This window comes from Ancylobacter vacuolatus (assembly GCF_030813595.1).
GTDB classification, from domain to species: Bacteria; Pseudomonadota; Alphaproteobacteria; order Rhizobiales; family Xanthobacteraceae; genus Ancylobacter; species Ancylobacter vacuolatus.
In genome coordinates this window covers 189,683-201,266 of record NZ_JAUSUH010000010.1, presented here as the reverse complement: position 1 = coordinate 201,266, position 11,584 = coordinate 189,683, and the positions used below count along the sequence as shown (strand labels likewise).

The 11,584-nt window shown below is 66.7% G+C and carries 14 protein-coding genes; 9 read left to right on the top strand and 5 right to left on the bottom strand.

Annotated elements, in window-relative coordinates; genetic code table 11:
* Positions 1-65: 65 nt before the first annotated feature.
* The 3 genes from J2S76_RS19040 (at position 66) to J2S76_RS19030 (ending at position 1,495) form a co-directional block, all read left to right on the top strand.
* Positions 66-749: a Fe2+-dependent dioxygenase gene (locus J2S76_RS19040; RefSeq protein WP_307063020.1), complete on the top strand. Its 684-nt coding sequence runs from the start codon at positions 66-68 to the stop codon at positions 747-749.
* 84 nt (positions 750-833) lie between these two features.
* Positions 834-1,100 (top strand): SemiSWEET family sugar transporter, encoded by a 267-nt coding sequence (locus J2S76_RS19035; protein WP_307063018.1) that lies wholly within the window; start codon positions 834-836, stop codon positions 1,098-1,100.
* Positions 1,101-1,138: 38 nt separating this feature from the next.
* Positions 1,139-1,495 (top strand): DMT family protein, encoded by a 357-nt coding sequence (locus J2S76_RS19030; protein WP_307063016.1) that lies wholly within the window; start codon positions 1,139-1,141, stop codon positions 1,493-1,495.
* 3 nt (positions 1,496-1,498) lie between these two features.
* Here the strand turns inward: J2S76_RS19030 and J2S76_RS19025 are convergent, their stop codons facing one another.
* The 3 genes from J2S76_RS19025 to J2S76_RS19015 all read right to left on the bottom strand — a co-directional run bounded on the left by J2S76_RS19025 (position 1,499) and on the right by J2S76_RS19015 (position 4,038).
* Positions 1,499-2,638, bottom strand: coding sequence for a PQQ-dependent sugar dehydrogenase (locus J2S76_RS19025; RefSeq protein ID WP_307063014.1), 1,140 nt, complete (start codon positions 2,636-2,638; stop codon positions 1,499-1,501).
* A gap of 227 nt (positions 2,639-2,865) precedes the next feature.
* Positions 2,866-3,222: a hypothetical protein gene (locus tag J2S76_RS19020; protein ID WP_307063012.1), complete on the bottom strand. Its 357-nt coding sequence runs from the start codon at positions 3,220-3,222 to the stop codon at positions 2,866-2,868.
* Positions 3,223-3,396: 174 nt separating this feature from the next.
* Complete coding sequence (locus tag J2S76_RS19015; protein WP_307063010.1) at positions 3,397-4,038, bottom strand: glutathione S-transferase family protein; 642 nt, start codon at positions 4,036-4,038, stop codon at positions 3,397-3,399.
* Between the two features lie 145 nt (positions 4,039-4,183).
* Here J2S76_RS19015 and J2S76_RS19010 point away from each other — a divergent pair, with 145 nt between their 5' ends.
* The 4 genes from J2S76_RS19010 (at position 4,184) to J2S76_RS18995 (ending at position 7,996) form a co-directional block, all read left to right on the top strand.
* Positions 4,184-5,386 (top strand): pyridoxal phosphate-dependent aminotransferase, encoded by a 1,203-nt coding sequence (locus tag J2S76_RS19010; RefSeq protein WP_307063009.1) that lies wholly within the window; start codon positions 4,184-4,186, stop codon positions 5,384-5,386.
* Between the two features lie 108 nt (positions 5,387-5,494).
* Positions 5,495-5,986 (top strand): DUF992 domain-containing protein, encoded by a 492-nt coding sequence (locus tag J2S76_RS19005; protein WP_307063007.1) that lies wholly within the window; start codon positions 5,495-5,497, stop codon positions 5,984-5,986.
* A 150-nt stretch (positions 5,987-6,136) separates the two neighbouring features.
* The gene (gene msrP, locus J2S76_RS19000) at positions 6,137-7,135 is read left to right on the top strand and encodes a protein-methionine-sulfoxide reductase catalytic subunit MsrP (protein ID WP_307063005.1); all 999 of its coding nucleotides are present in this window, start codon (positions 6,137-6,139) and stop codon (positions 7,133-7,135) included.
* A gap of 342 nt (positions 7,136-7,477) precedes the next feature.
* A complete protein-coding gene (locus tag J2S76_RS18995; RefSeq protein WP_307063003.1) occupies positions 7,478-7,996 on the top strand; it encodes a DUF2380 domain-containing protein in 519 nt (172 codons plus the stop codon).
* 6 nt (positions 7,997-8,002) lie between these two features.
* Here J2S76_RS18995 and J2S76_RS18990 read toward each other — a convergent pair whose 3' ends face one another.
* Positions 8,003-8,902: a LysR family transcriptional regulator gene (locus tag J2S76_RS18990; protein ID WP_164714572.1), complete on the bottom strand. Its 900-nt coding sequence runs from the start codon at positions 8,900-8,902 to the stop codon at positions 8,003-8,005.
* A gap of 47 nt (positions 8,903-8,949) precedes the next feature.
* Positions 8,950-9,930 (bottom strand): thioredoxin-disulfide reductase, encoded by a 981-nt coding sequence (trxB, locus tag J2S76_RS18985; RefSeq protein ID WP_307063001.1) that lies wholly within the window; start codon positions 9,928-9,930, stop codon positions 8,950-8,952.
* A 284-nt stretch (positions 9,931-10,214) separates the two neighbouring features.
* Between trxB and J2S76_RS18980 the strand changes: the two genes are divergently transcribed.
* The gene (locus J2S76_RS18980; RefSeq protein WP_307062999.1) at positions 10,215-10,691 is read left to right on the top strand and encodes an Lrp/AsnC family transcriptional regulator; all 477 of its coding nucleotides are present in this window, start codon (positions 10,215-10,217) and stop codon (positions 10,689-10,691) included.
* Positions 10,688-11,584, top strand: coding sequence for a glycosyltransferase family 8 protein (locus tag J2S76_RS18975; protein WP_307062997.1), 897 nt, complete (start codon positions 10,688-10,690; stop codon positions 11,582-11,584). The genes J2S76_RS18980 and J2S76_RS18975 overlap by 4 nt, the downstream gene beginning before the upstream one ends.

Genomic DNA, 11,584 nt, shown 5'->3' with positions numbered 1-11,584 from the left:
CGTCTCATCTCGGGGGAAGGCCGTTCATCCGGCTTTCCCCCTCTTTTCGTTGAACGGACCGCGTGATGCTGATCCAGATCCCCGACATCCTCACCCCGGACGAAGTCGCCCATTGCCGGCGTGTGCTGGAGGCCTCGCAATGGGTCGATGGGCGCGTGACCGCCGGGCAGCAGGCCGCGCTGGGCAAGCTCAACCTGCAGATCCCGGTGGAGTCGAAGGAGGCGGCCGAGCTGGGCGACATCGTGCTGCGGGCGCTGGGGCGCAACCCGATGTTCAATTCGGCCGTCATGCCGCTGCGCGTGCTGCCGCCGATGTTCAACCGCTACGATGTCGGCATGAAATTCGGCGCCCATGTCGATGGCTCGATCCGCGCCATCCCCGGCACCGGGATGCGGATGCGGGCGGATGTCTCGACCACGATCTTCCTCACCGAGCCGGAGGACTATGACGGCGGTGAACTGGTGATTGAGGACACCTATGGCACGCATGAGGTGAAGCTGCCGGCGGGCCATGCGGTGGTCTATCCCGCCTCCAGCCTGCACAGCGTCAATGAGATCACCCGCGGCAGCCGCTGGGGCTCGTTCTTCTGGTCGCAATCGATGATCAAGGACCAGGAGCGCCGCACCATGCTCTATGACCTCGACCGCGCCATCATGGGCACGCGGGCGCGGCTGCCGGATGACGACCCCTCCGTACTGTCGCTGGCCAATGTCTATCACAACCTGCTGCGCCACTGGGCCGAGCTCTGACAGCCTCGACGCCAGCCGATTGACAGGAACCGGCCGGCGTGGGAACCGCCGCCCGGCGGCAACACGCCGCGCGAGGCGAATGGCATGGTCGGCTCCTCCCTTTCCACCGAACTGATCGGCGGCGTCGCGGCGCTGCTCACCACGCTGTGCTGGCTGCCGCAGGCGCTGAAGATCCTGCGCACCCGCGAGACCCGCGACCTCTCGCTCATCGCCTATCTGGCATTTGCCGCCGGCGTGGCGCTCTGGCTGGTTTATGGCGTGCTGATCGGCTCGATTCCGGTCATCATGGCCAATGCCGTGACCCTCGTCCTGCTGGTCGGCATCCTCTCGCTCAAGCTGCGCTACGGCTGAACGAGGGGCTTTCTCGCACTCCATCCATGGAACCGCGCATGTTCGGCTTCATCCCCCCGGCGTTGACGCCGATCCTGCTTCTCGTCGCCTCCAACATCTTCATGACCTTCGCCTGGTACGGGCACCTCAAGCACAAATCGAGCCCACTCTTGCTCGCCATTCTGGTGAGCTGGGGCATCGCCTTCTTCGAGTACTGCCTCGCCGTGCCGGCCAACCGCTACGGCTCCGCCACCTATTCGACGGTGGAACTGAAGACCATGCAGGAGGTCATCACGCTTGTGGTGTTCGCCGGCTTCTCGGTGCTGTGGCTGAAGGAGCCTTTCCACTGGAACCACCTGATCGGCTTTGCCTTCATCGCGCTCGGGGCGTTCTTCATCTTCCAGAAATGGTCATAACCGTCAGTCCGCCGGCGCGAGGCGCAGCAGGCGCCCATTCGAGGGGTCGTCGGTGAGCAGCCACAGCGCCCCGTCCGGGCCCTGGCGCACGTCGCGTATACGCTCGCCGAGATCGTCGAGGAGGATTTCCTCCTCGACGACGCTTTGGCGCGCTGGGTCCAGCTTCAGGCGCACCAGCCGCGCACCGGCGAGGCCGCCGGTAAAGAGGTCACCCTTCCACTGCGGCATCAGCGTGCCGGTGTAGAAGGCGAGGCCCGAGGGTGCGAAGGAAGGGTCCCAGTACTTCACTGGCTGTTCCATGCCGGCCTTTTGCGTGCCTTCGCCGATCTTGGCGCCGGAATAGTCGCGGCCATAGGTGATGACCGGCCAGCCATAATTCTTGCCGGCTTCCGGGCGGTTCAGCTCGTCGCCGCCGCGGGCCCCGTGTTCGATGGTCCACAGCAGCCCGGTAGAGGGGTCAAGCGCTGCGCCCTGCACATTGCGGTGGCCATAGCTCCAGATTTCCGGCCGGGCGCCGTTGCGCTCACGGAAGGGATTGTTCCCGGGCACAGTGCCATCCGGGGCGATGCGGACCACCTTGCCGATATGGTTGGTGAGGTTCTGCGCCTGGTCGCGCAGCGAGGCGCGGTCGCCCAGCGTGACGAACAGCGTGCCGTCGCGGGCGAAGACGAGCCGCGAGCCGAAATGATTGCCGCCGCCGGCCGCCGGCGACTGTCGGAAGATCACCTCGACATTGTCCAGGCGGGCATCGCCGTTCTGCTCCACCAGCCGGCCCCGCGCCACCGAGGTGCCGGCGGCGCCTTCGCGCGGTTCGGCATAGGTGAGAAAGACAAGCCGGCTATCGGCAAAGTCAGGCGCCAGCGCGACATCGAGCAGCCCGCCCTGTCCGCGCGCCAGCACGGGGGGCACGCCGGCGACCGGCGCCGAGACGGTGCCGCTCCGGCTGACGATCCGCAACTGGCCGGGCCGCTCGGTCACGAGCATGCGGCCATCGGGCAGAAAGGCGAGGCCCCAGGGGCTGTGCAGCCCGCTGGCGACGGTCTCGACGGCGAGCGGGCCGATGGAGGAGGGGGCCTGGACCGGCTCGCCGGTCGCCGACTGCGCGGCAGCGGGGGCGCTGCTCGCCGCGAGCAGAAAAGCCATCACGCAGGCCGCAGCGCGTGCGGCGCGGCGTGTGTTGGGGCGGGGCAGGGCAGAAGGGTGGCGGCTCACGGCGGCGCTCCGGGGTTCGGTTGCGAGCCGTATGGTTAGAACACCCGGCGCGGCCGGCCAACCGCCGCCGCACGCACGATACCGTTAGGGAAAGGCCGCCGTCAGGCGCTGGCGGCCTTGCGGCAAAAGCGCTGCCGCACCGGTAACACCCGGGGCGTTCAGCCCCGGCGCCGGCGGCTGCCGCGCGGTTCACTGGCGCTCAGCGCGTCTGATGTCTGCAAGGTGTTGCGCAGCATGAAGGTGGTGAGGCCGCACAGGCCGACAAACGTCGCCAGCAGCACGGCGCCGATGGCGAGGCGCTCCTCCGAGGCGGCGTGGACCACCTCGAAGGCGGAGGCGCGCTGCAGGCCGAACAGGCACAGCACCGCGACGATGGCAAAGGTCAGCGACAGCACGACGCCCGCCTCCATCGCGGCGCGGCGCAGACGCCGGCCAGCGGTGTGGCGGGTGGCAAGAACATCGCCGGCGCGGGGCGCGGCGGCAAATGTCTGGTTCGGCATGGTCTTGTCCGGCATGGCGAAACCCCTTCGGTCCGTCCGGGCTGATGCCCCTTAGATGACGGTAACTTGGGAGGGGAAGGCGGCTCCGCGTGGACGCCACTTTGCGCAACCCGGTGCCATTTCGAGGCCATTTCGCGGCAACGGGTTAAGGGCCGTTAACCCGGGTTAATGCGCGTTAATTCCCTTAGGTTACGCGCTGTCGGCCCGAGGCGCGGCGTACTCGGGGCGCCAGTCCATAGCGACATGGCCCGGCTGCGCCGCCACCCGCGCCAGCCAGGCCCGCACGTGCGGGAAAGTGGCGAGATCGAAGTCGCCTTCCTGCGCCACATGGGTGTGGGCATAAAGGGCGAGGTCAGCGATGCTCAGCGTGCCGTCGACGATGAACGGGCGGCGCGCCAGATGGCGCTCCATCACGCCGAGCGCGGCATAGCCTTCCTCCATCCAGCGGTCGATGTCGTGGGTGCGCAGATCGCGCCCGCCGCGCACCAGCTTGAGCCAGAACCGCGCCAGCCCGATCGAGGAATCGACGCTGTGCTGCTCGAAGAACATCCAGCGCAGCGTCTCCGCCCGCCCCAGCGGGTCGTTGGGCAACAGGGGCGTGCCGTCGGCGAGGTAGAACAGGATGGCGTTGGACTCGGGGAGATAGCGCCCGCCCGGCAGCTCCAGCAGCGGCACCCGGCCTTCCGGGTTCTTCATCAGGAAATCCGGGGTGCGGTTCTCCCCGCGCAGCAGGTCGACATCAATGAGCTGGAAGGGCAGGCCGAGCCGGGCGAGCAGCAGCCGTACCTTGTAGGAATTGCCGGAACTCTGCATGGCATAGATCTTGAGCATGCAGCAAACTCCGGCAGAACGGTCTGGATCGCGGCCGCGTCAGGAAAACATGGCCCTCGTGCCGCCCGCAGGTAGGGAATCGCTTGCCGGGGCGCAAGGGCTCGACTAGTTGTCGCGCGCAAAACCCTCAAGGGAGAAACCGGCCATGAGCCTGATATCCGCCGCCCTGAAGCGCATCAATCCCTCCCAGACCATCGCCATTTCCAACAAGGCGCGGGAGCTGAAAGCGGCCGGGCGTGACGTGATCGCGCTGGCGGCCGGCGAGCCCGATTTCGAGACGCCGGACAACATCAAGGAAGCCGCGATCAAGGCGATCCGCGACGGCCAGACCCGCTACACCGCGGTGGATGGCATTCCCGAGCTGAAGGCGGCCATCGTCGCCAAGTTCAAGCGCGAGAATGGCCTCACCTACAAGCCGAGCCAGGTCACGGTTGGCACCGGCGGCAAGCAGGTTCTGTTCAACGCGCTGGTGGCCACCCTCGATGCCGGCGACGAGGTCATCATTCCCGCGCCGTACTGGGTGAGCTACCCGGACATCGTGCAGTTCTGCGGCGGCACGCCGGTGCCGGTGGAGACGAAGCTTGAGGACAATTTCAAGCTGAAGCCGGAAATGCTGGACGCGGCGATCACCCCGAAGACCAAGTGGCTGATCTTCAACTCTCCGTCCAACCCGACCGGCTCGGCCTATTCGCGCGACGAGATGAAGGCGCTCACCGACGTGCTGATGAAGCACCCGCATGTCTGGATTCTTACCGACGACATGTATGAGCACCTGGTCTATGACGACTTTGAATTCGTCACCCCGGCGCAGGTCGAGCCGGGGCTCTATGATCGCACTCTGACCATGAACGGCGTCTCCAAGGCCTATTGCATGACCGGCTGGCGCATCGGCTACGCCGCCGGCCCGGAGGCGCTGATCAAGGCGATCGGCACGCTGCAGTCGCAGTCGACGTCCAACCCCAACTCCATCGCCCAGTGGGCGGCAGTCGAGGCGCTGAACGGCCCGCAGGACTTCATCGTCGCCAACAACAAGGTGTTCAAGGAGCGCCGCGACCTCGTGGTCTCGATGCTCAACCAGGCGAACGGGCTCACCTGCCCGAAGCCGGAAGGCGCGTTCTATGTGTACCCGTCCTGCGCCGGGCTAATCGGCAAGACGACGCCGGCCGGCAAGGTTATCGACAATGACGAAACCTTCGCCTCCGAGCTTCTGGAGGCCGAAGGCGTCGCGGTGGTGCATGGCTCGGCCTTCGGCCTCGGCCCGGCCTTCCGCATCTCCTACGCCACCTCCACCAAGGATCTGGAGGAAGCGTGCCTGCGAATCCAGCGCTTCTGCGGCTCTCTCCGCTGAGGTAGAATGATATTGACCGGCCGGGAGACGCGCCCCGGTCGGCAAGCGCCATAGGGCGGGGGCGCCGGTTCCCGTGAGCCGGTCGTGCGTCGTCATCAGGAGATCTGAATGTTCCGTACTGTTCTGTCGCGCGGGCTGCTCGCCTCTGCGCTTGTCGCTGGCGCCGCCACCCTCGCCGCCGCGCCCGCTTCGGCCCAGACCAAGCGGGTCGAAGTCGGCTCGCTCGCCTGCGCCGGCTCGAAGTCGGTGAGCTTCATCATCGGTTCCAAGCGCACGCTCGACTGCACCTTCACCACGGCCCGCGGCAAGAAGTTCGGCTATGAGGGCTCGATCCGCCGCTGGGGCCTCGATCTCGGCGTGACCGGCCGCAACATCCTGCTGTGGACCGTGCTGGCCCCCTCCAAGGGCGTGCGCTCGTCCGATCTCGACGGCACCTATGTCGGCGTGTCCGGCAGCGTCGCGCTCGGCGTCGGCGTGGCCGGCAATGTGCTGGTCGGCGGTTCCAACAAGACCATCGCCCTGCAGCCGCTCAGCGTCGAAGGCCAGACGGGCGTGAATGTCGCCCTCGGCGTGGGCGATCTGCACCTCGTCTCCAAGTGAACTGACGGGCGCCTTTGCGCCCATGATCGTAGCGAAAGCCCGGCGGCACCCCCGCCGGGCTTTCTGCTTTTGCACGAGAAGTTGAAACGGCGGGTGAAATAAACGGCCCCGTCCGGGCGTACTCTCCTCGTCATTCAAGAGGAGTCCGCCATGCCGATACGCCGTCGCCGGTCCTGGGAGCTGCCAGAGAGCGCGGTTACGCCCGAAGCCACCTATCTTTCCCGCCGGAATCTGCTCGGCGCCGGGGTGGGCCTGCTGGGCGTCGCAGGTTTGTCCGCCGCGCTCTCCCCCTTCGCCGATGCCGCTCCGGCGGTGGGTGACCCGGCCAACGATCCGACCAGGGATCTCTATCCCGCGAAGAAGAACCCCGCCTTCACGGCGGGCGACCGGCCGATCACCCCGGAGGAAATTTCCGGCAACTACAATAATTTCTATGAATTCGGCTCCGAGCGTTCCGGCTACCAGATCGCCGATGTTGCTGCCCGCATGCCGCGCCGGCCCTGGACGGTGAAGATCGACGGGCTGGTCGAGCAACCGCGCGAGGTCGGCATCGACGATCTCATCCGCGCCATGGCGCTGGAAGAGCGCATCTACCGTCACCGCTGCGTCGAGGCCTGGTCGATGACGGTGCCGTGGACCGGCTTCCCGGTGAAGGATCTTGTCGCCTATGCCAAGCCGCTCTCCGGCGCCAAATATGTACGCTTCGAAACGTTCATGAACCCGGAAGTGGCGCTCGGCCAGCGCCGCTTCATCTATCCCTGGCCCTATATCGACGGGCTGAGCATGGCGGAGGCCAATAACGACCTCGCCTTCCTCGTCACCGGCATCTATGGCAAGCCGGCGCCCAACCAGTTCGGCGCGCCACTGCGCCTCGCCGTGCCGTGGAAGTACGGCTTCAAGTCGGTGAAGTCGATTGTCCGCATCTCCTTCGTGGCGGAGCGGCCGGTCGGGCTGTGGGAGCAGGTGCAGGGCCGCGAATACGGCTTCTGGGCCAATGTGAACCCAGAGGTGCCGCATGCCCGCTGGAGCCAGGCCAGCGAGCGCGATATCGGCACCGGCGAGCGGCGGCCGACGCTGATCTATAACGGCTATGGCGAGGAGGTCGCCGGCCTCTACAAGGGGCTCTCGGGGGAGAAGCTGTTTATGTGAAGAGGGCGGCCTGCCACCTCCACGGCACAGAAAAAAGGCCGGGTCCCAAAAGGGCCCGGCCTTAAGTTTTCGCTGCCGAAGCAGCGAACCTTCCAGAGGGGAACAGCCGAAACGCGAGGCGCCTCGGTGTCTGCGCTAGATATGGTCAAAGACCGGGCACTCTGCAATAAATTATGCCTGCATGGCAGGCATGCGTAATTGCATCGTGCCTTTCGCAAGGCTGTCATGCCCGCAAATTGGGCGGCCCGCTACCTCCGACTCACCTTGGCCCTTGCTGAACCCGCCGGAAAGGCGTGTCATTACTGAAAAGCTGCCAGACAGTGGCCCCGCAGGAGGAACGCCATGCCGACCGTTCGCGCCCTCGCTCTTCGTCCTTTTCCGGCGCTCAGTGCCGTGCTGCTGGCGCTGGCGCCCGCCGGAGCCGCGCGCGCGGCGGAGCCCGCGCGGGTCGCGGTCGCCGATATCGGCTTCACCGATTCGTCCGGCGAGGCGCGCGACCAGCGCAGCGACCACGAGGCGCGGCGCCTTTCGCTCACCCGGGACGTGCGGGCCGATATTGGCCGCGCGGAGAGCCTCGGCAGCCTGGCTCTTCCCTGCGAGGGCGCCTGCCGGCTGGATGCGGAAGGGGTCGAGAAGCTGCGCCAGCGGGCACGGCAGGAAGGCGCGCGCTTTCTGCTGGTGGGGAGCGTGCACAAGATGAGCACGCTCGTGCTCTCGATGCGGGTGGCGGTGCTCGATGCCGCGAACGGCAAGCTCGTGTTCGAGCGGCTGCTCAGCTTTCGTGGCGACAATGACGAGGGCTGGCGCCACGCCGGCGCCTATGTCGCCCGCGAGGTGGCCGAGCAACTGCCGCCCCGCTGAGCGCGCTCAGAAGCTCCAGCGCTGGGCCTTGGCGACGAGGAAGTCGCGGAACACCTGGATGCGCGCCACCGAGCGCATTTCCTGGGGGTAGACGAAATAGGCCTCCAGCGTCGGCGTGGTGCGCTCGGGGAAGAGCTGCACCAGCGTGGCGGAATCCTCCAAGAGATAGTCCGGCACGATGCCGATGCCGACGCCGCGCTCCACCGCCCGCTTCAGCCCGAGCACGTTATTGACCGAGAGCGAAGGCACGCGGCCTTCCTGGTCGTCCTCCAGCCCGGCGCGCTCCAGCCAGTTCAGCCCCTGGAAATAGGAAGGAATGGGCCCGCCGAGCAGGATGATGCGGTGCTTGTCCTTGTCGAGCTCGTCGAGCGTGCGCGGATGGCCGTTGCGCTTGAGATATTCCGCCGAGGCGAAGGCGTGGAAATGCACGGTGAACAGCTTGCGCTGGATAAGGTCCGGCTGCACCGGCTGGCGCAGGCGGATGGCGACGTCGGCCTCGCGCATGGCGAGGTCGAGCTCGTCATCGGTGAGGATGAGGGTGATGCGGATGTCGGGATAGAGTTCGAGAAATTCGCCGATCCGCGCCGTCAGCCAATGGGTGCCGAGGCCCATCGTGGTGGTGACGCGCAATTCACCGTTCGGCTTCTCGCGCGAATCCGTCAGCTTGGCCCGCGCGGCCTCCAGCTTCATGAACACTTCATGCGCGGTGCGGTAGAGCAGGTCGCCCTGCTCGGTCAGGATCAGCCCGCGTGCATGGCGGTGGAACAGCGGGATGTTGAGTTCCTGCTCCAGCGCCGAAACCTGCCGGCTCACCGCCGATTGCGACAGGCCGAGTGCCTCACCCGCATGGGTGAAGGACCCCGCCTCCGCCGCGACATGGAACACTTTGAGCTTGTCCCAGTCCATGTCGCGAGCGCGATTGGCCTTGTTGTCCATTCGGCGAGGGCCCTCGTTCATTCGGCGGCTTGCGCGAGCGGCTCGCGCACCGCGAGGAAGCGCTCGACTTCGAGCGCTGCCATGCAGCCCATCCCGGCGGCGGTTACCGCCTGGCGGAAAATATCGTCGGCGACGTCGCCGGCGGCGAACACGCCTTCCACCGAGGTCTGGGTGGAATGCGGCGCCGTCCAGACATAGCCGCTGGGCTTCAGCGTGAGCTGGCCCTGGACAAGATCGGTTGCCGGGGCATGGCCAATGGCGATGAACACGCCATCCGCCGGACGCTCGGAAAGCGCGCCGGTAGCGACATCCTTCAGCACCACGCCCGTCACCTTGGGCGGCTCGTGCTGGCCCTTCACCTCATGCAGGGCGGCGTTCCACACCACCTCCACCTTGGGATGGGCGAACAGGCGCTCCTGCAGGATCTTCTCGGCGCGGAAGCTGTCGCGCCGGTGCACGACCGTGACCTTGGAGGCGAAATTGGTGAGGAACAGCGCTTCCTCGACCGCGGTGTTGCCGCCGCCGATGACCATGACTTCCTTGCCGCGATAGAAAAACCCGTCGCAGGTGGCGCAGGCGGAAACGCCGTGGCCGCGATAGGCCTGCTCGGATTCGAGATCGAGCCAGCGCGCCTGGGCGCCGGTGGCGAGGATGATCGTTTCGGCGATCCACACGGTGCCGGAATCGGTTTCGGCGCGGAAGGGGCGGCGGGAGAGGTCGAGCCGCGTCACCAGGTCGTTGACGATGCGGGTGCCCATCTTCTCCGCCTGCGCCTGCATCTGCTCCATCAGCCACGGGCCCTGGATCGGATCGGCAAAGCCGGGATAGTTCTCGACATCGGTGGTGATGGTCAGCTGCCCACCGGGCTGGATGCCCTGGATCATCACCGGCTCCAGCATGGCCCGCGCGGCATAGACGGCGGCGGTATAGCCGGCCGGGCCCGAGCCGATGATGAGGACCTTGACGTGGTTGGCCGGGCTGGCGGAGGGGGCCGACATGGCAGGCTCACTGTGTTGCGGCGAACGATTCGCCGGACGGGACGATCAGGCTGTGGAGACGCTGCTGGGGCCCGCGCCTGCGCGCGCTGCAAAGGCCGCCCCGGCAGCCATGCGAAAATGTAGGGGCTGACCTGGGCAACCGCAAGGCAGAGGCCTTCTATCCATTAGTTTTCCATAAGGAAGATTGCGCGAGGCTCGCGCGCAAGATAATTGCTCTCGCGGCCGCCGCACTCCTCGCGCCGCCGCAGGCGCGCCGCTCCGGCCGCCGGAAACGGAGACCCCGCTTGGTTCGCCGCATCGACGCGATCGACTGGAACATTCTGCGCGAGCTTCAGGGCGATGGCCGCATCACCAATGTGGAGCTGTCGCAGCGCGTCGGCATTTCCGCCCCGCCCTGCCTGCGTCGCGTGCGCTCGCTGGAGGAGGAAGGCATCATCAAGGGCTACCGGGCGCTTCTTGACGAGAAGAAGCTCGGCTTCGACCTGATGGCCTTCGCCATGGTGCACCTGATCAGCCAGGCCGAGGGCGACCTTTCCGCCTTCGCCGCGCAGGTGGATCGCTGGCCGCTGGTGCGCGCGTGCTGGATGCTCTCGGGCGAAACCGACTTCATCCTGCTCTGCGTCGCCCCTGACCTGCGGACCTTCCAGAACTTCGTCCTGGAGCTCACCGGCGCGCCCAATGTGCGCAATGTGAAGACCGCGCTGACCCTCCAGCAGTCCAAGGACGCTGCGGTGGTGCCGATGGAAGGGGAGACCCGGTGATCGTCGCCACCGCGACCGATACCGCCTATGTCGAGCTGACCGGGGTGATGCTCGCCTCGCTCGCCGACAAGGCCGGCGGCAGCTTCGACCGGGTCTGCGTGTTCTGCGACCGGGTGTCGGAGGAGGACAAGGCGCGGCTTGCCGCCGCCTATGGCCTCGCCAATATCGACTTTGTCGACATGAGCGACGACATGGTCCGCCACTTCGCCGCGCGACCGGTCAACCACCACCTCTCGCGCACCGCCTATGCCCGCATTCTCATGCCTTTGAGCCTGGCGCAGGCGACCGGGCGGCTGCTCTACATCGATTGCGACACGCTGGTAAACGCCTCGCTGGCCCCGCTGGCCGACCTGCCAATGCAGGGCTTCGCGCTGGCGGCGGTGGACGACATCGCCCATCAGGTGCCCGAGCGCCATGCCAAGCGCAATCGCGACATCGGCCTGCCGGACGCCATGCGTTATTTCAATAGCGGCGTGCTGCTGATCGACCTGGAGACCTGGCGCGCCCAGCGGCTGACGGAGCGGACGCTCGATTTCATCGCCTCGCGGCCGAGTTTGCCGATGATGGACCAGGACGCGCTCAACGGCGCCCTGCACGGCGAATGGCTGCCGCTGGACGAGAGCTGGAACCTGCACCGCCGGTTGGAGAAGGGCGTCTACACCGACGACCCCGCCATCTGGCGGGAGGCCCGCATCATCCACTTCATCGGCCAGGTGAAGCCCAACTACACCGACTGCAATCACCCCGCGCGCGGCCTCTTCCTCACCTATCGCGCCGGCACGCCGTTTGCGAATGTGCCGCTCAAGACCAAACTCGGCCGCAAGGTCGAGAAGCGGGCGCGTAAGCTGCGGCGCTTCTTCGGCAAGCTCAAGCGACGCCTTTTCGGAGCCTAG

Bases quoted from the DNA above. Each gene is read 5' to 3' on its own strand.
- J2S76_RS18995 (WP_307063003.1), top strand. From the start codon at position 7,478: ATGCCGACCGTTCGCGCCCTCGCTCTTCGTCCTTTTCCGGCGCTCAGT.
- J2S76_RS19020 (WP_307063012.1), bottom strand. From the start codon at position 3,222: ATGCCGGACAAGACCATGCCGAACCAGACATTTGCCGCCGCGCCCCGC.
- trxB (WP_307063001.1), bottom strand. From the start codon at position 9,930: ATGTCGGCCCCCTCCGCCAGCCCGGCCAACCACGTCAAGGTCCTCATC.
- J2S76_RS19005 (WP_307063007.1), top strand. From the start codon at position 5,495: ATGTTCCGTACTGTTCTGTCGCGCGGGCTGCTCGCCTCTGCGCTTGTC.
- J2S76_RS19010 (WP_307063009.1), top strand. From the start codon at position 4,184: ATGAGCCTGATATCCGCCGCCCTGAAGCGCATCAATCCCTCCCAGACC.
- J2S76_RS19035 (WP_307063018.1), top strand. From the start codon at position 834: ATGGTCGGCTCCTCCCTTTCCACCGAACTGATCGGCGGCGTCGCGGCG.
- J2S76_RS19040 (WP_307063020.1), top strand. From the start codon at position 66: ATGCTGATCCAGATCCCCGACATCCTCACCCCGGACGAAGTCGCCCAT.
- J2S76_RS19030 (WP_307063016.1), top strand. From the start codon at position 1,139: ATGTTCGGCTTCATCCCCCCGGCGTTGACGCCGATCCTGCTTCTCGTC.
- J2S76_RS19025 (WP_307063014.1), bottom strand. From the start codon at position 2,638: ATGGCTTTTCTGCTCGCGGCGAGCAGCGCCCCCGCTGCCGCGCAGTCG.
- J2S76_RS19015 (WP_307063010.1), bottom strand. From the start codon at position 4,038: ATGCTCAAGATCTATGCCATGCAGAGTTCCGGCAATTCCTACAAGGTA.
- J2S76_RS18990 (WP_164714572.1), bottom strand. From the start codon at position 8,902: ATGGACTGGGACAAGCTCAAAGTGTTCCATGTCGCGGCGGAGGCGGGG.
- msrP (WP_307063005.1), top strand. From the start codon at position 6,137: ATGCCGATACGCCGTCGCCGGTCCTGGGAGCTGCCAGAGAGCGCGGTT.